This is a genomic window from Kribbella sp. NBC_00889 (genome assembly GCF_045207705.1).
GTDB lineage: Bacteria > Actinomycetota > Actinomycetes > Propionibacteriales > Kribbellaceae > Kribbella.
In genome coordinates, this window is sequence record NZ_CP108783.1 from 3326615 (window position 1) to 3347874 (window position 21260).

General features: G+C 68.4%; 22 protein-coding genes. 9 read left to right on the forward strand and 13 right to left on the reverse strand.

The genetic code is table 11. From position 1 onward, the window contains the following. Window positions 1-6: 6 nt before the first annotated feature. On the forward strand, window positions 7-957 hold the full coding sequence (locus OG817_RS16120) for a nucleoside hydrolase (RefSeq protein WP_406055485.1): 951 nt from the start codon (window positions 7-9) through the stop codon (window positions 955-957). Here the strand turns inward: OG817_RS16120 and OG817_RS16125 are convergent. Together OG817_RS16125 and OG817_RS16130 are read right to left on the reverse strand one after the other, a co-directional pair. After that, window positions 942-1814, reverse strand: coding sequence for a polysaccharide deacetylase (locus tag OG817_RS16125; RefSeq protein WP_406055487.1), 873 nt, complete (start codon window positions 1812-1814; stop codon window positions 942-944). The two genes, OG817_RS16120 and OG817_RS16125, sit on opposite strands and share 16 nt — an antisense overlap. Then, the gene (locus OG817_RS16130) at window positions 1811-2932 is read right to left on the reverse strand and encodes a tRNA-dihydrouridine synthase (RefSeq protein WP_406055489.1); all 1122 of its coding nucleotides are present in this window, start codon (window positions 2930-2932) and stop codon (window positions 1811-1813) included. The genes OG817_RS16125 and OG817_RS16130 overlap by 4 nt, the downstream gene beginning before the upstream one ends. A 120-nt stretch (window positions 2933-3052) precedes the next feature. On the opposite strand from OG817_RS16130, the gene OG817_RS16135 reads away from it, so the two are divergent. Further along, complete coding sequence (locus tag OG817_RS16135) at window positions 3053-3649, forward strand: DUF1989 domain-containing protein (RefSeq protein WP_406055491.1); 597 nt, start codon at window positions 3053-3055, stop codon at window positions 3647-3649. Window positions 3650-3652: 3 nt separating this feature from the next. Here OG817_RS16135 and OG817_RS16140 read toward each other — a convergent pair whose 3' ends face one another. Both OG817_RS16140 and OG817_RS16145 read right to left on the reverse strand, forming a co-directional pair. Then, window positions 3653-5212: a PucR family transcriptional regulator gene (locus OG817_RS16140; RefSeq protein ID WP_406055493.1), complete on the reverse strand. Its 1560-nt coding sequence runs from the start codon at window positions 5210-5212 to the stop codon at window positions 3653-3655. A 60-nt stretch (window positions 5213-5272) separates the two neighbouring features. Continuing rightward, on the reverse strand, window positions 5273-6007 hold the full coding sequence (locus OG817_RS16145) for a class I SAM-dependent methyltransferase (protein WP_406055495.1): 735 nt from the start codon (window positions 6005-6007) through the stop codon (window positions 5273-5275). A gap of 71 nt (window positions 6008-6078) precedes the next feature. On the opposite strand from OG817_RS16145, the gene OG817_RS16150 reads away from it, so the two are divergent. Next, complete coding sequence (locus OG817_RS16150; RefSeq protein WP_406055497.1) at window positions 6079-6651, forward strand: GNAT family N-acetyltransferase; 573 nt, start codon at window positions 6079-6081, stop codon at window positions 6649-6651. A gap of 6 nt (window positions 6652-6657) precedes the next feature. Here OG817_RS16150 and OG817_RS16155 read toward each other — a convergent pair whose 3' ends face one another. The 3 genes from OG817_RS16155 to OG817_RS16165 form a co-directional block, all read right to left on the reverse strand. Then, a complete protein-coding gene (locus tag OG817_RS16155) occupies window positions 6658-8622 on the reverse strand; it encodes an acyl-CoA dehydrogenase family protein (RefSeq protein WP_406055499.1) in 1965 nt (654 codons plus the stop codon). 312 nt (window positions 8623-8934) lie between these two features. Next, window positions 8935-9603: a response regulator gene (locus OG817_RS16160; protein ID WP_406055501.1), complete on the reverse strand. Its 669-nt coding sequence runs from the start codon at window positions 9601-9603 to the stop codon at window positions 8935-8937. Next, window positions 9600-10739, reverse strand: coding sequence for a sensor histidine kinase (locus tag OG817_RS16165; RefSeq protein ID WP_406055503.1), 1140 nt, complete (start codon window positions 10737-10739; stop codon window positions 9600-9602). Before OG817_RS16165 ends, OG817_RS16160 begins: the two co-directional genes overlap by 4 nt. 178 nt (window positions 10740-10917) lie before the next feature. On the opposite strand from OG817_RS16165, the gene OG817_RS16170 reads away from it, so the two are divergent. Both OG817_RS16170 and OG817_RS16175 read left to right on the forward strand, forming a co-directional pair. Continuing rightward, window positions 10918-13032, forward strand: a complete 2115-nt coding sequence (locus OG817_RS16170) for an MMPL family transporter (protein ID WP_406055505.1) — start codon at window positions 10918-10920, stop codon at window positions 13030-13032. A gap of 24 nt (window positions 13033-13056) precedes the next feature. Further along, complete coding sequence (locus OG817_RS16175; protein WP_406055507.1) at window positions 13057-14475, forward strand: peroxidase family protein; 1419 nt, start codon at window positions 13057-13059, stop codon at window positions 14473-14475. Here OG817_RS16175 and OG817_RS16180 read toward each other — a convergent pair. Both OG817_RS16180 and OG817_RS16185 read right to left on the reverse strand, forming a co-directional pair. After that, entirely contained in the window at window positions 14460-14774 is a 315-nt protein-coding gene (locus OG817_RS16180) for a hypothetical protein (protein WP_406055509.1), read from the reverse strand. The genes OG817_RS16175 and OG817_RS16180 overlap by 16 nt on opposite strands. A gap of 53 nt (window positions 14775-14827) precedes the next feature. Further along, a complete protein-coding gene (locus tag OG817_RS16185; protein ID WP_396390268.1) occupies window positions 14828-15145 on the reverse strand; it encodes an antibiotic biosynthesis monooxygenase family protein in 318 nt (105 codons plus the stop codon). Window positions 15146-15228: 83 nt separating this feature from the next. On the opposite strand from OG817_RS16185, the gene OG817_RS16190 reads away from it, so the two are divergent. From OG817_RS16190 to OG817_RS16205, 4 genes are all read left to right on the forward strand, one after another. Then, window positions 15229-16437: an MFS transporter gene (locus OG817_RS16190; RefSeq protein WP_406055511.1), complete on the forward strand. Its 1209-nt coding sequence runs from the start codon at window positions 15229-15231 to the stop codon at window positions 16435-16437. A gap of 100 nt (window positions 16438-16537) precedes the next feature. Further along, complete coding sequence (locus tag OG817_RS16195) at window positions 16538-17113, forward strand: dihydrofolate reductase family protein (RefSeq protein ID WP_393389151.1); 576 nt, start codon at window positions 16538-16540, stop codon at window positions 17111-17113. 192 nt (window positions 17114-17305) lie between these two features. After that, window positions 17306-19009 (forward strand): MFS transporter, encoded by a 1704-nt coding sequence (locus OG817_RS16200; RefSeq protein ID WP_406055514.1) that lies wholly within the window; start codon window positions 17306-17308, stop codon window positions 19007-19009. 21 nt (window positions 19010-19030) lie between these two features. Next, complete coding sequence (locus tag OG817_RS16205; protein WP_406055516.1) at window positions 19031-19222, forward strand: hypothetical protein; 192 nt, start codon at window positions 19031-19033, stop codon at window positions 19220-19222. On the opposite strand, the gene OG817_RS16210 is transcribed toward OG817_RS16205, so the two are convergent. From OG817_RS16210 to OG817_RS16225, 4 genes are all read right to left on the reverse strand, one after another. Then, complete coding sequence (locus OG817_RS16210; protein ID WP_406055518.1) at window positions 19203-19718, reverse strand: sigma-70 family RNA polymerase sigma factor; 516 nt, start codon at window positions 19716-19718, stop codon at window positions 19203-19205. The two genes, OG817_RS16205 and OG817_RS16210, sit on opposite strands and share 20 nt — an antisense overlap. 23 nt (window positions 19719-19741) lie before the next feature. Further along, window positions 19742-20155 carry a hypothetical protein gene (locus OG817_RS16215; RefSeq protein ID WP_406055520.1) on the reverse strand — a complete coding sequence of 138 codons (414 nt, stop codon included), beginning with the start codon at window positions 20153-20155 and terminating at the stop codon, window positions 19742-19744. A gap of 58 nt (window positions 20156-20213) precedes the next feature. Further along, complete coding sequence (locus tag OG817_RS16220; RefSeq protein ID WP_396390263.1) at window positions 20214-20447, reverse strand: hypothetical protein; 234 nt, start codon at window positions 20445-20447, stop codon at window positions 20214-20216. Window positions 20448-20721: 274 nt separating this feature from the next. Beyond that, a complete protein-coding gene (locus tag OG817_RS16225; RefSeq protein ID WP_406055522.1) occupies window positions 20722-21183 on the reverse strand; it encodes an organic hydroperoxide resistance protein in 462 nt (153 codons plus the stop codon). Window positions 21184-21260 lie beyond the last annotated feature (77 nt).

Below are 21260 nucleotides of genomic sequence, written 5' to 3' on the forward strand. Positions count from 1 at the left end.
GTGCGGGTGGCGATACCGGTGGTGCTCGACTGCGATCCTGGGCATGACGACGCGATGGCGTTGCTGCTGGCAGTCGGGGACCCTGCGATCGACCTGCTCGCGGTCACCACCGTGGCCGGCAATCAGACGGTCGAGAAGTGCACCATCAACGCTCGCCGGGTGCTGTCGCTGGCCGGTGCGCGGGATGTCCCGGTCGCTCGCGGGGCCGACCGCCCGTCGGTGCGGCCGTTGCGGATCGCCGACGACGTACACGGCGAGACCGGGCTGGACGGTCCGCTCTTCGACGGCGACCCGACGGTGCCCGAGGCAACGATCACGGCCCACGAGCTACTGGTCGACGTACTGACCACGCACGAGTCGCCGGTCACGATCGTGGCGACCGGCGCGCTGACGAACGTCGCCCGGCTGCTCGCGGAACGCCCGGAGCTGACCGACCGGATCGACCAGGTCGTTTGGATGGGCGGTTCGACCGAGCGTGGCAACGTGACGCCGTACGCCGAGGCCAACTGCTTCGTCGATCCCGAGGCCGCGGACCAGGTCCTGCGATCGGGCGTTCCGTTCACGATGTGCGGTCTCAACGTCACGCATCAGGCGCTGGTGACGGACGACGTACTGGCTTCCTTCGCACGCATCGGCACGCCGCTGGCCGGCATCTGCATCGAGTGGATGACCTTCTTCGCCTCGACCTACGAGCGTCTCTGGGGCTTCACAGCACCACCGCTTCACGATCCGGTCGCCGTCGCCCGAGTCATCGACCCCACCATCGTCCGCTGCGTCGAGGCCAACGTAGTCATCGAAACCAAGGGCGAGTGGACCGCCGGCGCCACCGCCGTAGACCTCCACCACTACACCGGGCGGGCGCCCAACGCCCAGGTCGCCATCGAACTCGACCAAACCGCCTTCTGGGCCAAGCTCATCGACGCCATCACTCTCCTCGGTCATCAACCCAACGGGTAGACGGATGGATCCGGCACGACGGCCGGCGGCGTTCGAGGTGGGAGTGCGGGGTCAGCGCGGGCAGCGGCGGCCAGGTCCCGGCAGCGGGCGAAGGTGATGTCGCCGCAGGAATGGGCGTACTCGATCAGGTCGCGCAGGGCCAGGAGACGGCTCGGACGGCCGGACAGGAACGGATGCAGGCACAGGTTGAACAGACAGCGATAGTGCCGCATCGCGTCCAGCTCCGCGCGCCACAGCTCCAGGACCTTGCGCGGCGACTCGATGACCGTGCCGATCTGCGGCGACGGGAGATACGCGTACTGCTCCCAGTCGTCGAGTGACCAGTGCACCGGCAGCTCCACGACCGGCCGGCCGCCGACGTCGAGGAGGTACGGGCGGTCGTCGCCCATCAGCGACGAGTCGTACGAGAGCCCGTGCTCGGCGACCAGGTCCAGCGTGGTCCGGGTGGCCTCCCACAGCGCGGCCCGGTGCCCGTGAATCTCGATGCCCTGCGCAGCGAATACGTCGAGGGCCCGCTCGAAGTCCGCCCGCTCGTCCGCCGCGGTGAGCGCGGTCGGCGCGCGATGACTGTAGGAATGGTGAGCCACCTCGTGACCACGCTCTTGGATGGTCGCCGCGAGCCCCGGCCGCTGCTCGGCGACCCAGCCCGGCACGAAGAACGTCGCCGGCACGCCGAGATCCGCGAGCAGCTCCAGGATCCGCGGTACGCCGACGTCCGGGCCGTACGCCTGGTGCGACATCGTGGTCAGGTGATCGGCGTACCGGCGCCCGGCCGCGAGGATCGGCGTCTCGGCGTCGACGTCGAAGGTGAGCGTGACGACGGCCTGTGCCCCGCCATGCCACGTCGGGGTCGTCATGACCGAGCAGTCTGCCACTGCTTCGCGTTGGCCAGGGTCGCCGCCGGCTCGAGCATCCCGCGGTCGAACCGGTCGAGCTGGTGCTCGTCGGCGAGCCGCCGGGGTAGATCGGGGTTCGCGAGTGCACCCCGGGCGATCGAGACCAGATCGGCGTGGCCGTCGGTCAGGACGCGATCCGCGCGCTCCGGGTCGTGCATGCCGCCGTTCGCGATCACCGGCAGCCCGCTCACCTTGCGAGCGAGCCCGGTGATCGTCTGGCCGCCCGGCAGCCGAGCGGTCTCGAGCCAGTCCCGGCCCTCGCTGGCGAGGTGCAGATAGTCGACACCCTGAGCGGCCAGGATCCCGAACACGACCTCTGCGTCGTACGCGCCGCCGGGCCAGCGGTACTCGAGATCGTTCACCTTCGTCTGCGAGAGCCGTACGCCGACGACGAACCCGGCCGGTGTCGCCGCGACGATCGCCGCGGCGACCTCGGCAGTCAGCCGGATCCGGTTCGCCACCGGTCCGCCGTACGCATCCGTGCGCTGGTTCGTGTAGACGGTGAGGAACTGGTCGAGCAGGTATCCGTTGGCGCCGTGGATCTCCACGCCGTCGAATCCGGCTTCGTGCGCCCGGACCGCTGCCGCGACGAAGCCGGCGATCACCTCGTCGATCTCGCTCGCGGACAGTTCGCGCGGCGTCGGCCAGGGACCCTGCCCGCCGTACTCGGACAGCATCTCGCCGATCGGCTGGACCGCCGACGGCCCGACTCGCTCCGCGCGGTGCGGATTGCCCTGCGAGATGGCGCCGGCGTGCATCAACTGGGCGATGATCGGCCGGCCGGCCGCATGAACCCGGCGAGTCACCTCCCGCCATCCCGCCACCTGAGCCGAGGTGGTGAGACCCGGCTGGTTCAGATAGCCCTGGCTGTACGCCGGGTCGGTGTAGGTGCCTTCGGTGATCAGCAGGCCGAACCCGCCCTCGGCGAACGCCGCGTAGTAGTCGGCCATCTCGTCGGTCGGTACGCCGTCCGGCGTCGCGGACACGCGTGACATCGGCGCGACGGCGAATCGGTTCGCGAGCTCGACGGCGCCGACTCCGATCGGTCGCAGGGCCGGGTGAGTTGTCGTCAGTTCCATGCCCTGAACTTCATCAGCGTTGGGTGCAGCCTCGCGATGGATCAAGCCACAAGATCAGCGCTGTCATGCTGGACGATCGTCCACTGCAGGCCGATGACTCGACCTGCTGGAGTTGGTGGCATGCAGACAGTCGCACGTACCCCGGTGCCGGCCCGGGCCGGACGCGCCGTCCTGGTCCAGCGGGGCGACCACGTCCGCGTCGTCGACGTCGCCGGCGGACAGGTCGGCGATCTCTTCGCGTACGTCGCCGCGCCGTCCGGGATCACCACCGAACACCTCAGCGCCTCGCACACGAGGACGGCAACCAGCCGGCTCTTCCCCACCATCGGTGAAGCCTTCACCACCAACGAGCGCCGCCCGATCCTGACCCTGCTCGAGGACACCTCACCGGGCCGGCACGACCTGCTCATCGCAGCCTGCGACGACGCCCGGTACGCCGGACTCGGCGTACCGGATCATCCGTCGTGTGCGCGGAACCTGCGGGACGCGCTCGGACGCGACATCGACGTCGTGCCGCAGCCGGTCAACCTCTTCATGCACGTGCCGGTGCGGCCCGGCGGCACCCTCGACTGGTTGCCCGCGGCCACGGCCCCCGGCGACTCGGTCACGTTCCGCGCCGAACTCGACTGCGTGGTCGTGGTCTCCGCGTGCCCGCAGGACCTGACCGTCATCAACAACTCCCGGCCGACCGATCTCGCCATCGAGGTCATGCGCTGACTGCTACCCGGCGAGCTCGTCCGCTTCCAGGGCGAGGTAGAGATCCACCCGGTCCTCGGTCCGGGCGACGTCGCGCCCGGTCAGCTCGGTGATCCTGGCCAGGCGGTTCCGCAGGGTGTTCACATGGACGTAGAGCGCGGCGGCGGTTGCGCCGTACTGGCCGTCATGAGCGAGGAAGGCTCGCAGTGTGGACTCGAGCTCACTGTCCCGCGTGTTGTCGTGCTGCCGTAGCGGTCCGAGCACACCGTCCGCGAAGCCGCGCAGCGTCCCGGCGTCCTGCAGTCCGAGGAGCAATCGGTGGGTCCCCAGTTCCCGGAACGACGCGACCGCGTGTCCTCCACGCCGGCGGCGCAACACCTGGCAGGCCTCGCGGGACTGCACCAACGGCTGCCGCAACTCCCGTGCCGAGGCGGCGGTGTCACCGAGCCCGACGACCGGCCGGCGATCCGGGAATCGCTTCCGGAGCACGGTACCCAGCGCCTCGGCCAGCTCCTTGAGCTCCTGCCGGGGCTCCTGCAGCACCGCGACCACATCCTGACTGCCGCCGGCGACGACCACGGCCAGCCCCTGAGCCAGGAAGAACTCGCCGATCGTCTCCGACAGGCCCGGCAAGGTCGACTCGGCACCGTCGGCGAACGCGACCGTGAGCACCGCCAGCCGACCGGACGGATCCACCCCGAACGCCCGGAGCCGGTCGGGCACCTCGGCCGCCCGCTGCGCACCGGACAGAATCATGTCCAGGAGCTCACTCGCGAACCGCAACTCGATCGCCTGGATCGCCTGCTGCTTGGCCACCTCGAGGCTGAGGAAGCGTGCCACCTGGTCGAGCGCATCCTGCTGCGGCTTGGTCAGCTCGGTGACCGGCCGCAGGCACAACAGGGCAGCGTCCGTGTCGCCGACGGCACCGACCAGGAACACTGTCGCGCGACCTTCCGGCCCACCGAGATCGATCTCCAGCGGTGGTGGATGGCGGGCCAGTCCGTCGGCAACGCGTCGGCGCTGCTCTGCCGACAGGTCCACGCCCGCCGACGCCAGCGGCCTCGCCATCCGGTCCACGACCGCCAGCGGTAGCTCGTGCTCGCGCCGCAGTACAGCCAGTACGCCGGAAGCGCCCGCACCGTGCGAGATCGCCGAGGCCAGCGCATCACCGCGCCGAACCATGCCGACCAGAGCGTCCCGTCGCTCGTCGGCCTGTAGCGCCGACGCAGCCTCGGCCACCGCGGTGAACGGAACCGCGATCGCGATCTCCGCCAGCGGCACCCCCTCCCGCCGGCACGCCTCGATCAGCTCGGCCGGGGTCTGCGGCATCACGTCACGCAGCCCGAACACGATGCCCGCGGCCCCGGACCGTCGTACGTTGGCCGCGAAGTCGGCCGCGGACGTCTCCCGCAGCCACAGTCCGTTGGTCAGCACGATCTCGCCGGTCCGAAGGTACGGCGACGGGTCCGGCAACTCGGTGCTGTGCACCCACAACACCTCCCGCTCGACCGCTCCCTCCTCACCCGGAACCAGCAGCCGCAACTCCAGCGACCGATCGCTCAGCAGCGCACCAAGACTCAACACCCTGTGAACATATCCAGTGATCCGCAGATCAACTAGAGATACGCCCACTGGGAGAGGATGTCAGGCGGGGGTTTCGGCGGCGACGATCAGGAAGTTCGGGAGACGGGTGTAGGCGACGGCGCCTGGCACGGAGGCTGCGGCGGCTGGGTCCAGCGTTGGCTCGACGACCTCGCGGAGGCGGCAGCCGAGGGCGGCGAGTTCGTTCAGGTACGCCGAGAGGGGGCGGTGGAAGTCGGGGGCCGCCGGACCGTGGACGACGTACTCCTCCAGGTATCGGTCCTGGCGGTACTCGCCGTGATCGCGCCAGGTCGTCAGCAGGTTCTCGAAGGCAGGGTGGACCAGGGCGAAGACGAACAGGCCGCCGGGTCGCAGCGCTTCTACGCAGGCGCGCATCGCGGGCTTCCAGTCGGGGATCGCCATCAACACCATGCTGCACACCACGGCGTCGAAGGCTCCGCCGAGGTCTGGCGACCGGGTCAGATCGGCCTGGACATACCGGACGCCTTGACCGCTCTCGGCTTCCTTGTCGCGAGCGAAGGTGACCATGGCCTCGGTCGGTTCGACGCCAACAACCTCAGCTCCGCGCTCGGCGAGCATGCGGCTGAAATATCCATTACCGCATCCGGCGTCCAGCACCCGCCGTCCCCGTACGTCGCCCAGCAACCGCAACAACTCGGGGTTCACCAGATGCCGCTTGACGAAGTCCCCCTCCTCCGCGGTCGCCTCCATCGCCTCCTGCGTACTCGAGGCGTCCCACTGACTGATCGCGGCTTCATTCGTCCAAGTCGAGTTCACCCCGCCGACCCTAGGACGCCCGGCAGCACATCTCGACCGAAATATCGCGTCGGTCGTGGGATCGTGGTGGCATGTCGATTGAGGTTCGGCCGGCTGAGGTGTTCGAGGATGTTCGTGCCGTCATCGGGCCGAAGTCGCCGACGTCGAATGTGTGCTGGTGTTTGAGCTACCGGATCCCGTCCAAGTTGAACAACGAGCTCCGCGGACCGGACCGAGGCGAGTACGTCGCTGAACTGTGCCGTGCAGACCTGTCTCCGGGAGTTCTTGCCTATGACGACGAGACGCCGGTGGGGTGGGCCGCGGTCGCGCCCCGTGCGGACACGTCGTTCGCCCGCAACCGCAAGATCCCGCAGGTCGACGACCTTCCGGTCTGGTCGCTGTGGTGCATCCGGGTCCGTCCCGGGCACCGCAAGCAGGGCATCTCCCACGCCCTGATCGACGGTGCGGTCGACTTCGCTCGCGAGCACGGCGCGCCGGCGATCGAGGCGTACCCGCTCGACAGCTGCGACGCCAAGGTCGACCTGACGATGGCCTACCCCGGCATCCGCAAGAACTTCGAACGCGCCGGCTTCACCAAGGCCGCCGACACCACCTCCGTCCTGGCCGGCCACCCCCGCATCCTCATGCGCCTCAACCTCACCTGACTGTTCTCAGCGGTAGCGGCGGGAGACGTTTTCGGCGGTGGACTCACCTGGTTGCCATTCGCTGATCCAGGGGCCGGTTCCTTCGGAGGGGTCGACGATGCCGGATTCGAGCCAGGTGTAGGCGCCGTCGAGGACGTGGTTCGCGAGGCGGCGGTCGGTGTCGTCGGTGTTCTTCCAGAGCCGCTCGAACAGGTGGTCCACCCGGAGCCTGGCCTGTTCGCAGAAGGCGCCTGCCAGCTCGTACGCCGTCTCGCCGCGCGCCGGATCGTCCGCGCGCAGCATCTCGGCCCGGGAGCAGGCGGCCGCCATCGCGAACAGCTCCGCGCCGATGTCGACGATCCGTCCCAGGAAGCCCTGCCGGTACTCGAGCTTCGCCTGCCAGCGGCCCATCCCGTAGAACGTCTGCCGTGCGAGCTTGCGCGACGTGCGCTCGACGTACCGGAGGTGTTTCGCCAGCGGCCCGAACTCGGCGTACGACGTCGGCGCCGAACCCTTGCCGACGGCAAGCTGTGGAAGCCACTTCGCGTAGAAGCCGCTCGCCTTCACCGCTGCCCTCGCCTTGGCCTGCAGGTCGGCGTCCGCCGAGGCGAGGTCGCCCGCCGCGGCCAGGTGCGCGTCGACGGCTTCACGGGCGATCAGCAGGTGCATGATCTCCGTCGATCCCTCGAAGATCCGGTTGATCCGCAGATCACGCAGAATCTGTTCGGCCGGCACCGCACGTTCCCCGCGTGCCGCCTGCGAGTCGGCGGTCTCGTAGCCGCGACCACCACGGATCTGGACCAATTCGTCGGCGATCAGCCACGTCATCTCACTGGACCACAACTTCGCCAGCGCGGCTTCGATCCGGATGTCCTTGCTCCCCGCGTCGGCCAGCTTCGCCGAGAGGTCGAGCACTGCCTCGAGCCCGAACGTGGTGGCGGCGATGAACGAGATCTTCTCGGCGACCGCGGCGTGCTTGCCGACCGGTCGGCCCCACTGGACCCGTTCCGCGGACCACTCCCGGGCGATCTTCAGACACCACTTGGCGGCCGCGGTGCAGGTTGCCGGGATGGAGAGCCGGCCGGTGTTCAGCGTGGTGAGCGCGATCCGCAGACCGTCACCCTCGCGACCCAGGCGGTTCTCGACCGGCACGCGGACCTGGTGGAACCGGGTGACGCCGTTCTCGAGGCCGCGCAGTCCCATGAAGGCGTTGCGATTCTCCACCGTGATGCCTGGTGCGTCGGCCTCGACCACGAACGCGCTGATGCCACCGCGACCGCCGTCGTGTTTCGGCACGCGCGCCATCACGACGACCAGTTCAGCGATCACTCCGTTGGTGGTCCAGAGCTTCACGCCGTCGAGCAGATACGCCTCGCCGTCCTCGGTCGGGGTCGCGGTCGACGCCATCCGGGCCGGATCGGATCCGACGTCGGGCTCGGTCAGCAGGAACGCCGTCACCGCGCCGGCGGCGCACCTCGGCAGGAACTCGGCCTTCTGCTCGTCGGTGCCGAACATCTTGACCGGCTCCGGTACGCCGATCGACTGATGTGCGGACACCAGTGCGCCAAGGCTGGGATGAACCGATCCGACCATCATCAGGGCCTTGCCGTAGTACGTCGTCGACAGGCCGAGGCCGCCGTACTCGGTCGGGACCTTGATGCCGAACACGCCCAGCTCGGCGAAACCCTGCAGGTACTCGTCCGGGACCTTCGCCTCCCGCTCGATCAGCTGGCCGTCGAGGGTCTCGCAGTACGCCGTCAGTTTGGCCAGGAACTCCTCGCCTCGCGAGACGTCATCCGGGGCAGAGCGCGGGTGTGGGTGGATCAACGACAGGTCGAAGTCACCGAGATACAGCTTCTTGGCGAAACTCGGCCGGTCCCATTCGGTCTGCCGTGCCGCCTCGGCGACTTCGCGGGCCTCGCGCTCGCTGGCGTTCCGCGCTGTTCCCGGCTGCTCGGTCATCTGGTCCGTAGGTACCTGCTCCGTCGTCACGCCGCATCTCCCTGCTCGAGGGCACGCCCTGACCCACCAGTCTTACCCGGAAGTAGCTTTCTGTGAACCGTAGGGCGCACGGATCGGCCCAGGAAGCGGAACCGGATCCGTCGGCTCGGCCGGCCCGGTCGGCTCGAGCGGTTCAGGCGGCATGTGAGGCGCCGGCGGCTCCGAAGGCTCCGGCGGCTCTGGCGGCGGCATAGGCGGCTGGACCGCCCAACCCGAACATCCCTTGCCCATCGCCCGATCCTTCCCGGGGCCGCTGCTCCTCGTAGTGCCCACGTGCCCCATCAACCCCGGATCCATTCGGGTCTACGACTTCCCACGGTGATTGATGCGGCCGGTTTCGAAGGCCCAGATGGCGATTTCGACGCGGTTCCGGGCGCCGATCTTGCCCATGACGCTGGTCAGGTGGGTTTTGACGGTGCTGAGGCTGATGTGGAGGTCTGTCGCGATCTCGGCGTTGGTCCGGCCGGTGGCCGTGGCGATGAGGACCTGCTCCTCGCGCGTGGTGAGTGGATCGACGAGCTGAACCGGCGTACGGCCGGTGGGTTGATCGGAGAACGCGGCGAGCAGCCGCGCGGTGATCCTCGGCGCGATCAGGGCGTCGCCGTTGGCGGCGGCGTGGATCGCCTGGACCAGAAGGTCCGGCCCGGCATCCTTGAGCAGGAAGCCCCGCGCGCCCGCCTTCAGCGCGCCGTACACGTACTCGTCCACGTCGAACGTCGTGATCACCACGATCGCCATCGGGTCGTCGACGCCGGCGCCGGCGAGCTCGCGGGTCGCGGCGATCCCGTCCATGCCAGGCATCCTGATGTCGAACAAGCACACGTCGGGCCGAAGCCGGCGCGCCAGCTCCACGGCCTCCCGCCCGTCGGCCGCCTGGCCGACCACTTCGATGCCGGGTTGCGCCTCGAGGATCATCGCGAGCCCAGTACGGACGAGATCCTGGTCGTCGGCGACGAGCACCCGGATGCTCATCGGCCCGCCGTTCGCGGCAGCACGACGTCAACAGTCCAGCCCCGGTCCGAGGAAGGCCCAGCGGCGAACGAGCCGCCGAGAAGCATCGCGCGCTCGGTCATCCCCACCAACCCATAGCCGAGGGAAGTCGCGGGCGCCGAGGCGCCTTCTCCGTCGTCGCGGATGGTGAGCCGTACGGCGTCACCGTCCACCGCCACGCGGACATCGATGCGAGTCGCCTGACGTGCATGCCGTACCGCGTTCGTGATCGACTCCTGAGCGATGCGGTAGATCGCCGCATCCACCGCCGGTCCGAGATCCTCGACATCGCCCGACACCTCGACCTGAACCCGATCCCCCACGCTGCGCGCGAGCCGCTGCAGGTCAGCCACTCCCGGGTTCGGCGCGAGCGCCGCCGTCCCTTCATCGCGCAGTACGCCGACCATCCGCCGCATCTCGGCGAGAGTACGTGTGCCTTCTGCTTCGATCACCGCGAGCGCGTCCACCGCAGCCTCGGGACGGGAGACGGCGACGGCCCGGCCGGCTTGCGCCCGGATGACGATGGCCGACACATGATGGGCGACCGTGTCGTGCAACTCGCGAGCCAACTGCTCGCGCTCGCGGAGCCGCACCTGGTCCAGTTCGCGCAGCCGGGCAGTCGACCGGTACCGCACGGCGGCCCCGAGCGTGGCCGGGAACAACAAGAACATGCTGCCGACGACGGCTTCGACGTACCCGGTGAAGTCGCTGATGTTCGCCAGCACCATCGCGGCCAGGATGATCACGAGCCCGATGCCGATCTCGCGCCCGGATCCCCAGCGGACGAGCGCGTAGGGCAGCAGGATCACGCAGATCATCGAATTCAGGCCGAAGGGTCCGCGACCGCTGATCAACGCGATGATGTCGATCACGATCACGGCACCGAACACCGCGGCCACCACGGCGAGAGGCTGAGTACGTCGCCACAGAAGCGCCCAGACGACGGCCACGGCCACCACGATCGCGACGGGCCTCCAGACCACGTCATCGCGGACCACGCCCTCGATGACCACCGCCGTCAGCAAGCCGGCAACGAGCACCCAGTCGCGCCACACCCGCTTGGGCGGATACGGCGCTCGCGGCTCGGCCAGTAGCGAGCGGACGGCGTTTCTCAACATGCCCACAGCGTAGGGACATCGGGCGCCCAGCGGATCGGCTCAAAGTACGGCTCATGGCTCGGCTGATCGGCCGAGGAAAGTCCGCCCCATTGCCCGAGGCGCGGTCCTGCTCGTCGCCGACACGATGATCGCGAACCCTCGCCGGATGATCGCGAACCCTCGCCGAAGGAGCTGAACCATGAGGTCGAACCTGTACAGACTGGGCCGGTACGCCGCACGCCGGCCGTGGGTGGTCATCGGGGCGTGGCTGGTGGTGGCGGCGCTCGTGGTCGCGGCGTCCGGCGCCTTCGGCAAGAAACTCGAGGAGTCGTTCGGGGCACCGGGCGTCGACTCGCAGACCGCGACCGATCTGCTGTCGGCCGCCGGAGCCGATCAGGCCGGCCTGACCGCGCAGGTCGTGGTCACCCCGCGCGACCAGAACGCAACGCTGACCTCGCCGGAGCTACGGACTGCTCTGACCCAGGTCCGGTCGACCGCGGCCGGGCTTCCTCACGTGCTTCGCGTGGGCGATCCCGTCATCTCACCCGACGGCCGGGTCGGTCTCATCCGCCTCCAATACCCGGTGCTGGCGAAGCTGGAGCCGAGCGACCTGGAGAACCTCAAGTCATTGGCAGCCGCGGGTTCGCCGCTGCGGATCGAGCTGGGCGGCGACCTGTTCTACGCGTTCGAGGAGGGCCAGGCCGGTCTCGGCGAGGCGTTCGGTCTGATCGCGGCGATCGTCATCCTGCTGCTCGCCTTCGGTTCGATCATCGCGATGGGCCTGCCAATCGGGATGGCGCTCTTCGGCCTCGCGCTCGGGATCAGTTCGCTGTCACTCGTCACCTACCTGATCGAGCTGCCCAGCTGGGCACCTGTGCTCGGCAGCATGATCGGTCTCGGGGTGGGTATCGACTACGCGCTGATCATCGTCACGCGGCACCGCGAGTCGCTGGCCCGCGGGGTGAGCGTCGAGGAGTCCGTCGGTCAGGCTGTCGCCACCGCTGGTCGGGCTGTGCTCTTCGCCGGCGGCACGGTGGTGGTCGCGATCCTCGGACTGGCCGTGGCCGGCGTACCGTTCATGACTGCTGGTGGCGTTGCCATCTCGCTCATCGTCCTGATCATGGTGCTCGCGTCGCTCACCCTGCTACCCGCCTTCCTCGGCCTTGCCGGGCACCGGATCAACCGCCTCCGGGTACGTCGCGTGCGGTCCTCCCCCGGCCCGGGATGGCAACGCTGGGCGGGACATGTGTCGCGGCACGCCACCGCGTATGCAATCAGCGCGACCGTGCTGCTGCTGGCACTCGCCGCACCGGTTCTCGCGCTGCGGGTCGGCACACCCGACGACGGTGCACTTCCCGTGCAGCGAACCGAGCGCCGGGCGTACGACCTCGTCGCCGCGGGATTCGGTGCCGGGAGCAACGGTCCGCTGGTCATCGCCGTCGACATCTCGAAGGACTCCACCGTCGTGCAGCCGCTCGTCGACGCCGTCAAGGCCGATCCGGGTATCGCCTCGGTCGCACGTCCCGAGGTGAACACCTCGGCCGGAGTCGCGACGCTGATCGCCGTACCGACGACCGGACCGCAGGACGACGCCACGATGACCACGGTGAAGCGACTCCGCGCGGAGGTCTTTCCTTCAGTACTGCGGCACAGCCCGGCGACCGCGCATGTCGGTGGTCAGACGGCGACGCTCGCGGATGTCGGTGCCAAGGTCAACGATCGGCTCGGGCTGTTCATCGGCGCGGTGATCCTGCTGTCCGTTGTGCTGCTGACCGTCGTCTTCCGCTCGGTCGTCGTACCGCTGAAGGCGGCGTTGATGAACCTGCTGAGCATCGGCGCGTCGTTCGGCGTGATGGTGATGGTGTTCCAGTGGGGCTGGGCGGCCGGCCTGATCGGGCTGGAGTCGACACTTCCGATCCTGCCCTTCATCCCGATGTTCATGTTCGCCGTGGTGTTCGGTCTGTCGATGGACTACGAGGTCTTTCTGCTCACCCGGATCCGGGAGGAGCACGTGCGGACCGGCGACAACAACGGTGCGACGGTGCACGGCATCGCCACCACCGGCCGCGTCATCACCTCGGCAGCGCTCATCATGATCTCGGTCTTCGTCAGCTTCGCCCTCACCGACGATCCGACCGCGAAGATGTTCGGTCTGGGCCTGGCGGTTGCCGTGCTGATCGACGCCACCATCGTGCGGCTGGCCCTGGTCCCAGCCCTGATGACTCTCCTCGGCGATGCCAACTGGTGGCTTCCACGGCCCTGGCGGACGCGCACGCGCGACGTCACAGACCGAGTGGCTGTCCTGTCTAAGTGAGCGACTGGTCTGTCCCCGTCCTTCATGGAGGTCATTCAGGTGCCGCACAGCGCTCCACCCCAGGTGCATGGCAGTCACCAGGTCGCCCGGGACCATTGCCTCAGCCCGGCACGTGCCGTCGACCGGCCCACCGGCTCGGCGCGTTACGGGCGGATGTTTCCCGGGCTGGAGCCGCTCGGCACCGACCCTCAGGTGCTGATGCGCGCAGGCGGCACCGGTGGCATCTGCGACGCGGCCGCAGCTCTGGACGAGGTCAGCGCGGGCGACGACGCTACTGAAGCCGCGGGCTGGCCGTTCTTCGGCCAGTTGATCGCACACGACATCACGGCCGACCGCTCCCCCATCGCCGGGGGCGTCGACGCCGAGGCTTTGCGTAACGCCCGCACTCCGAGGCTCAACCTGGAGATCGTGTACTCCGACGGCCCGATCGGATCGCCGTACCTGTTCGATCTGGGCGACCCGGCGAAGTTCCTGCTCGGTCCCGACGGTGGCGACGTACCGCGCAATCACCAGGGCGTCGCGTTGATCGGTGACCCGCGCAACGACGTCCATCTGTTCTCGTTGACGCTGCACGTCGCCCTGCTGCATGCGCACAATCGGATTGTTGACAAGCTGCGCGCGGACGGCGTACCTGAGGCCGATGTCTTCGGCCAGGCCCGGACCGCGCTGACGTGGCACTACCAGTGGATCGTGGTCCACGACTTCCTGCCGCGCCTGGTTGGCGCGCCGCTGGTGGAACAGGTGCTCGCCGAGGGCGGCCGGTGGTTCACGCCGGAGCCGCTGCAGGCGTACATCCCGCTGGAGTTCGCCGACGCGGCGTACCGGTATGGACACGGCCAGATCCGGCATACCTACCAGCTCGTCGAGGGCGGTCCCGCCGTACCGCTGTTCCCCGACTTGGTTGGGTTCCGGCCGCCGCCGGCCGACCGGCGTCTCGATCTCGCGCAGATCTTCGATCTGCCTGGCAGCCCGCCCGCGCAGCGCGCCAAACGCCTCGACGGTCGGCTCGCAGCCAGCCTCATCGGGCTGCCCGAGCAGGTGACCGGCGCGGTCGACACCGCGTCCTACCGCTCGCTGGCGGTACGCGACCTGCTCCGCGGCGAGACGACCCAGCTGCCCAGCGGCGAGGCGATCGCCAGGCTCATCGGCGCACAGCCACTGACCGCCGACGAGCTGCAGCAGAACTGGCCGCACGGTACGCCGCTGTGGTTCTACATCCTCAAGGAGTCAGAGCACCGCGGCGACGGAGACCGGTTAGGCCCGGTCGGCGGCCAGATCGTCGCGGAGGTCTTGATCGGCCTGCTTCGCGCCGACCCGGCCAGCTACTTGAGCCTCGAGCCCACCTGGCACCCGACCCTGCGCACCGCCGGACCAACCTTCGGCCTGGCCGACCTACTCACCCTGAGCATGCCGCCGGCCGGGATCGGTCAGGAACGGTCGTAGTGGCTTGGCGGGAACGGGTGCTTCTCCGTCAGTGGGTAGACCTCGCCCTCGGACTCTTCCCGGCGGAGCTCCGCCTCGGCCTCCTGGTACTCCTCGGACTCGGTGAGGTCGGTCGGCACTGGCTCGTCGGTCGCCGGCGGTACGTCGTCCGGATCGTAGTCGTCGATGCCGGCCTCGACCCGCTCCTGCTCGGTCCGCCGGGCCAACTCGTCGTCATCGGGGCGCAGCGACGAAGCCCCGCCATGCTCCCGCCGATCGCGCCGAGCATCCTCAGACGTCTCGAACGGTTCATCCGTCATGATTCCTCCTCAAGCGCGGCTGGCGGTCATGCGGCCGTCAGGAACCACAGTAGTCACGCCTCGCTCGGCACCGGAGCGACCTCGAAGTGGGTGACTGTGTCCTCCCGCTCGAGGAGGTACTCGTCGTCCTCGGGGTAGTACTTCGCGTGGCTGATGTCGTCGCCGGCGAAGGCGCGGATGTGGTCGAGGTCGGTCCACCAGCTCAGCGTGATGATCTCGGTCCGGCCGTCGCCGAGATCGCGGGTGAGCAGCTGTGCGCCCTGGTTTCCCGGCGTACGCCGATAGCCGGACATCCCGGTGCGCTCGACGATGTCGACGTACTCGGCCGCCTTCTCGGTGGGCACCCAGCCCCGCCACATGCGCGCGATCATGCGCTCACCGTACGCCGGACAGCGGGGCGCGGACCTGCTCGGGCCGGATAGGGTTTCGACAGCCGCGACTTGGGGGGAGGCCCATGCTCGACCGGTCCGAGTCTGCGCTGAGCATCGTCGTCCAGTCGCGTTTCTACCGTTCGGCGTTCCTGTCCTTGCTGATCGCCGGGATCGGGGTGTCGGCCGCGACTCCTCAGCTGACCCTGTTCCTCGTCCGCGACCTGGGCGCTCCCCTGCCCGTGGCCGGCCTGTACTACGTCACCAACCTGGCCGCGCCGATCGCCGGCTACGCAGTCGGCCGATTGTCGGACCGGAGCCACGATCGACTGCTCTGGTTCCGCATCTGCGCGCTGATCGGGACTGCCGCCTGGCTCGCGATGGCAGCCGCGAGCACGGTCTGGCTCCCGTTCGTGATCAGCGCCGTGGCGCTGAGTGTCGCCGGCGGATCCATGGCGCAGCTGTTCGCGGCCTGCCGGGACGAGCTGAGCCGGCACCCGACGAAAGCCGAGAACCGGGTCGTGGCAACGGTCCGGATGGCGTTCACGACCGGCTGGATCCTCGGACCGGTCTTCGGGAGCTGGTTCGGCGGTGTGTTCGGGCTTCGGGCGCTCTTGGTGGCGACCGCCGTCTGCACCTTCGCGCAACTGATCCCGCTCGGGCGCCAACGCGTGGAGCGCTATCACAACTTGTCCCTGCCACCGCGACCCGCGAGCCGGCGGCAGATCGACCAGCTGATGCCGTTGCTGATCTTCACCGCTGTCTGCGTACTGGCGATGACCGGTGACACGATCAAGTTCGGCTATCTGCCCATCTACATGGCCGAACAGCTCCATGTCTCCGATTCGGTGCGCGGCGCGGTGATCGGCGTACAGCCGTTGCTCGAATTGCTGCTGCTACCCGTGGTCGCCCGGCTGGCCGACCGCTTCGGGCCGATGCTGGTCATGACGGGAGGCGCCGCGCTGGGCCTGGCCGGGAACCTCGCTTACGCGACAAGTACCTCGGTCGGAGGACTGTTCCTCGGGCAAGCACTGACGGCCGGTCTGTGGGCCTGCGTCGGTGCGCTCGGAGTGTCGATCGCACAGCAGCTCTACCCCGAAGGCGTCGGTACGGCGTCCGGCATCTTCCTCAGCGCGATCCCGCTTGGTTCCGCGGTCGGCGGCACGATCGGCGGCATCGGCGTGGCAGCCATCGGTCTCCCCCACGTCTTCTTCGTGCCGGCCGTGCTGACGACGTTCAGCATGGTCGCGTTCGGCGTACTCACGGCGCGCAACCACCTGCGCATGATCCCGTGATCTCGCGGCGGATGTACGTTGTCGACGCGATGTGTCGTACCCGGCGGCCCTTGTTCGACGCATTGACGACAGCACGTCACATCACCCCAAGGAGGAACTGATGCGCACCCTGATCGCCACCGCGTTCGTCTCACTCGACGGCGTCGTCGAGGCACCCGGCGGGGAGCCCGGCTACCGCAACTCCGGCTGGACGTTCAAGGACGTCGCGTTCGACGAGGCGGCGTACGAGCTCAAAGGCCGCGAGCAGGAGCAGGCCGCGGCCATGATGATGGGCCGGGTCAGCTACGAGGCCTTCTCACCGGTCTGGCCGGACATGCTCGACGACTTCCCGCGCTACAAGGTTCTGCCGAAGTACGTCGTGTCGACCACCCTGCAGGACAAGGACCTGGTCACCAACTGGGGCGACATCACCATCCTGCGGTCGCTGGACGACGTCGCCGCCCTCAAGGAGACCGACGGCGGCCCGATCATCATCCACGGCAGCGCCACCCTGGACCGCAACCTCTCCGACGCCGGCCTGATCGACCGCTACCACCTGCTCGTCTTCCCCGTCCTGCTAGGCGCCGGCAAACGCCTCTTCAGCGACACCGACAAGGACAAGCAAAACCTCACCCTGGCAGAAAGCCAGTCCTACCCCAACGGCATCCAGAAACTCGTGTACGACGTCACCCGCTGACCGCCCGATCCGAGACACGCCGGACGGACACCCACCCCGGTGTCCGTCCGGCGTCTTACCCGCGCGTGGCGGCGGCGTGGGAGTGACCAACCACACCCGTACCGGACAGATGATCGGGGGCGGAGGCGGTTGGGATGTGGTTGGGGCGTGGGTATCGTTACTTTTGCTAACGATATTGTTTGGGGTGTACACGTGAGTTCTGCACCGGTCGGTACGTCGTCCCGGTTCACTGTTGATGCCGATCATCCTCGCTACAAATGGATCGCGCTCTCGAACACCACGGTGGGCATGCTGATGGCAACCATCAACTCCTCCATCGTGATCATCTCGCTGCCGGACATCTTCCGCGGCATCAAGCTCGATCCGCTGCAGCCGGGCAACGTGAGTTACCTGCTGTGGATGCTGATGGGCTTCCTGCTCGTCACCGCGGTCCTGGTCGTCTCCCTCGGCCGGCTCGGCGACATCTATGGCCGGGTGAAGATCTACAACCTCGGTTTCGCCGTGTTCACGGTCGGGTCGATCGCCCTGGTGTTCGATCCGTTCACCCAGGGCAGCGGAGCGCTGTGGCTGATCCTGTGGCGGCTGGTCCAAGGCGTCGGGGCCGCGATGCTGTTCGCGAACTCGACCGCGATCCTCACCGACGCGTTCCCGTCCGATCGGCGCGGCTTCGCGCTGGGTATCAACCAGGTCGCCGCCATCGGCGGGTCGTTCGTGGGGCTGGTCATCGGCGGTCTGCTCGCACCGGTGGACTGGCGGCTGGTCTTCCTGATCTCCGTACCGTTCGGATTGATCGGCACGATCTGGTCGTACAAGAGCCTGCGCGAGACCAGTGTCCGCACGCGGGCGCGCGTCGATTGGGTCGGCAACGCACTGTTCGCGGTCGGCCTGACCGCGATCCTGGCGGGCATCACGTACGGCATCCAGCCGTACGGCGGCCACGACATGGGCTGGACGAATCCGTGGGTACTGGCCGGACTGATCGGCGGCGCCGCACTGCTGGCCGTGTTCTGCGTGGTCGAGGCACGGGTCGAGGCGCCGATGTTCAACCTGTCGCTGTTTCGCATCAGAGCATTCACGGCAGGCAACCTGGCTGGTCTGCTGGCCTCGGTGAGCCGGGGCGGACTGCAGTTCATGCTGATCATCTGGTTGCAAGGCATCTGGCTGCCGCTGCACGGCTACAGCTTCGCCAGCACGCCACTGTGGGCCGGAATCTACCTGCTGCCACTGACCGTGGCGTTCCTGATCGCGGGACCCATGTCCGGCTTCCTCTCCGATCGGTACGGCGCGAGGGCCTTCGCAACCGGCGGCCTCCTGCTGGCGGCACTCAGCTTCCTTGGTCTCATGATGCTGCCCACCAACTTCAACTACTGGGCCTTCGGCGGCTTGCTGGTGCTGAACGGCATCGGTTCCGGGCTGTTCTCCGCGCCGAACACCACCGCGATCATGAACAGTGTTCCGGCCAACCGGCGCGGCGTCGCGTCCGGCATGCGCGGCACGTTCTTCAACTCCGGTACGTCGTTGTCCATCGGCATCTTCTTCAGCCTGATGATCGTCGGCCTCGCGCAGACGTTGCCGGCAGCACTGACCTCCGGCCTCGAAGCGCACGGGGTCTCCGCAACGGTCGCAAACGGCATCGGACAGCAGCCGCCCGTCGGCAGCCTGTTCGCCGCCTTCCTCGGCGCGAACCCGATCGGAACGCTTCTCGGCAGCCTGCCGGCATCGGCGATCCATGGCGCCGACCTGAACACCTTGACCAGCAAGCAGTTCTTCCCACAACTCATCGCCACCCCGTTCCATCACGGCCTGGTGATCGTGTTCAGCGCAGCCATCGCAATGTCGCTCATCGCCGCCGTCGCCTCACTCTTCCGCGGTAGCCGCTACGTCCACACCGACTGATCCTCAAGGGAGCAAGCAAAAATGAAGAAGCCACTGATGATTGTGGTGGGTGTTGTGGTGGCGCTCCTGGGCCTCCTCTTCAACCTGCAAGGCGCCGGTGTCATCGGCGGCAGCGCGATGAGCGGCACCACGTTCTGGACGGTCGCAGGCCCGATCATCATCGTGATCGGCCTGGTCGTCGCCGCCGTCGGAGTCAGGGGCCGGGCACGCTGATCAGGGTGCGGAGGGCACGGAGCGCGTAGTACAACCTGGACTTCACGGTGCCGGGAGGTACGCCGAGTTCGCGGGCGGCCTCGGTGACGGATCGGCCGCGGTAGTACAGCTCCACCACGACGTCGCGGTGTGCGGCGGACACCTGGCGAAGGGCGTCGCCGAGCATCATGGTGTTCACCACGGACTCGGAGTGATCTCCATGGATGCGGCTGTGCTCGGCGATGTCTCCCAGCTCCAGGGGACGAAGGGCTCGAGCCCGGGCGCGGTCGGCGACGAGGTTCCGCGCGACCGTGAGCAGCCAGCCGAGCACCGAGCCCTTGTCCTCGACCAGGTCGTCGGCGTGTTTCCAGGCCCGGACCAGCGTCTCCTGGACTATGTCCTCGGCTCCGCTACGGTCGCCTGTCAGCCGAGTGACGAACAGCAGCACGCTCCGCCCGTACTCGGCGTACAAGCCGTTGACCAGTACGTCGGCCCGGCGGCGGTCCGCCTCACCCATGACTGCCCTTCCCGGCGAGATCGTCAGCGCCGGCCGTCGGGCGCCATCAGCGCGACTGCGGTCGGCAGCATAAGACCCGCCGCGACGAGCGCGAACAGGAGCAGGCGCAGGTGCTCCCTGTCCAGTTCGCCGTACAGCTGCCACGCCGGGTGAGGTACGTCGAGCGCAAGGGCAGCCTGGGCCGCCCGCAGGTTGATCACCGATTCCAGCTCCGACATCCTGCGGAGCCGCAAGACGCGGTCATCCGAGCGTGCGTACCTGTCGTGCCGCTGCAGCAACTGCCGAAGGCTGACCGCGATCTCCTCGATCGGCGGCCCGATCGGTTCCAGAGCACTGTCCGGGTAGCCGAGCCGCCGGGACCTGACCCGGCGTACGACGAGATAGGTCACGCCCGACAGCAGCGCGAGTGACAGTCCGCAGAGAACGACGACGATCATGTGCCCGGAATCCCTTGACTTGAAGCGATCTGGGTCCCCCAGGCGAGTGGTGCCTGCTTCACCGGGTACTGCGCGCGATGCGCCGGTGCTCGGCGAGCTTCAAGGCGTTGCATCCGTTGGCCTCGCCAATGATGTAGTGCACTACGCTCATCACGATCGCGTCGAGTTGAGTGGGTTCGATCCGGTCCGAGTCGCAGACCCGGCACCGCATCAGCCACTCACCGGCCCGCTCGCTGCAGACGACGACCGGGGCGCCGTCAGTTACCGGGTTGTATTCCACGACCACGTTCACTGTTCGACCTCCTCGTACCGTCGGGCGCGGCACCGTCCGGGGGCAGATCGCCCTCCGGCGAGGGGTGGAACGGGTTAGCCGGGGCCGGCTCCCGTCACACCTCCCGGGACACCTGTGGGGACTCTCCCAGACTGGGCCGTCCGCCCCTCCCCGGTCGACACCGCCAGCCCCCGTCCCTCCCCCCTGCTAGCAGGAATCCGGAGGAACCCCACGGACAGCATGAAGGCACCTCCTGCGGCTGCACGCCGTAGGAGGTGCCTGCGCCGTCGTACGGTCAGGCGGCGGCCTGTTCGATCTGCTGCCCGTCGACGCTGAGGATGACGTCGATGTTGCCGCGGGTCGCGTTGGAGTACGGGCACCGCTGGTCCGCGCGGAGCATCAGGTCCGCAGCGTCGGCGGCCGAGAGATTCGGTGCGTGCAGGTCCAAGGTCACCTGCAGGCCGAACCCGCCGTGACCGGTCGGGCCGATCCCGACGCGGGACCGGATCTGGGAGTCGGCGGCATCGAGCTTGCGACCCTGCGCGACGCCCAGGAGCGCCGACTGGAAGCAAGCCGCGAAACCCACCGCGAACAGTTGCTCGGGATTCGTGCCGGGACCACCCTGGCCGCCCATGTCCGCGGGTACCGACAGGTAGACGTCCAGATGACCATCGGTAGTCCGACCATGCCCGGCGCGGCCGCCCTCCACGGTCGCCTCGGCGGTGTAGAGCACCCTGCTCAACGGTGTGGCTGGCATTTCTGCTTCCTTCCTGACGCGCTGACAGACGGAGTCCCCAGGACGCGGGGGCTCACCTCCGACGATTTCGCGCGAGC

Excerpts from the sequence above, each read along its gene's own strand:
- OG817_RS16125 (WP_406055487.1), bottom strand. The coding sequence starts at position 1,814 with ATGACGACCCCGACGTGGCATGGCGGGGCACAGGCCGTCGTCACGCTC.
- OG817_RS16130 (WP_406055489.1), bottom strand. The coding sequence starts at position 2,932 with ATGGAACTGACGACAACTCACCCGGCCCTGCGACCGATCGGAGTCGGC.
- OG817_RS16135 (WP_406055491.1), top strand. The coding sequence starts at position 3,053 with ATGCAGACAGTCGCACGTACCCCGGTGCCGGCCCGGGCCGGACGCGCC.
- OG817_RS16150 (WP_406055497.1), top strand. The coding sequence starts at position 6,079 with ATGTCGATTGAGGTTCGGCCGGCTGAGGTGTTCGAGGATGTTCGTGCC.
- OG817_RS16160 (WP_406055501.1), bottom strand. The coding sequence starts at position 9,603 with ATGAGCATCCGGGTGCTCGTCGCCGACGACCAGGATCTCGTCCGTACT.
- OG817_RS16165 (WP_406055503.1), bottom strand. The coding sequence starts at position 10,739 with ATGTTGAGAAACGCCGTCCGCTCGCTACTGGCCGAGCCGCGAGCGCCG.
- OG817_RS16170 (WP_406055505.1), top strand. The coding sequence starts at position 10,918 with ATGAGGTCGAACCTGTACAGACTGGGCCGGTACGCCGCACGCCGGCCG.
- OG817_RS16175 (WP_406055507.1), top strand. The coding sequence starts at position 13,057 with ATGGAGGTCATTCAGGTGCCGCACAGCGCTCCACCCCAGGTGCATGGC.
- OG817_RS16180 (WP_406055509.1), bottom strand. The coding sequence starts at position 14,774 with ATGACGGATGAACCGTTCGAGACGTCTGAGGATGCTCGGCGCGATCGG.
- OG817_RS16185 (WP_396390268.1), bottom strand. The coding sequence starts at position 15,145 with ATGATCGCGCGCATGTGGCGGGGCTGGGTGCCCACCGAGAAGGCGGCC.
- OG817_RS16190 (WP_406055511.1), top strand. The coding sequence starts at position 15,229 with ATGCTCGACCGGTCCGAGTCTGCGCTGAGCATCGTCGTCCAGTCGCGT.
- OG817_RS16195 (WP_393389151.1), top strand. The coding sequence starts at position 16,538 with ATGCGCACCCTGATCGCCACCGCGTTCGTCTCACTCGACGGCGTCGTC.
- OG817_RS16205 (WP_406055516.1), top strand. The coding sequence starts at position 19,031 with ATGAAGAAGCCACTGATGATTGTGGTGGGTGTTGTGGTGGCGCTCCTG.
- OG817_RS16210 (WP_406055518.1), bottom strand. The coding sequence starts at position 19,718 with ATGGGTGAGGCGGACCGCCGCCGGGCCGACGTACTGGTCAACGGCTTG.
- OG817_RS16215 (WP_406055520.1), bottom strand. The coding sequence starts at position 20,155 with ATGATCGTCGTCGTTCTCTGCGGACTGTCACTCGCGCTGCTGTCGGGC.
- OG817_RS16225 (WP_406055522.1), bottom strand. The coding sequence starts at position 21,183 with ATGCCAGCCACACCGTTGAGCAGGGTGCTCTACACCGCCGAGGCGACC.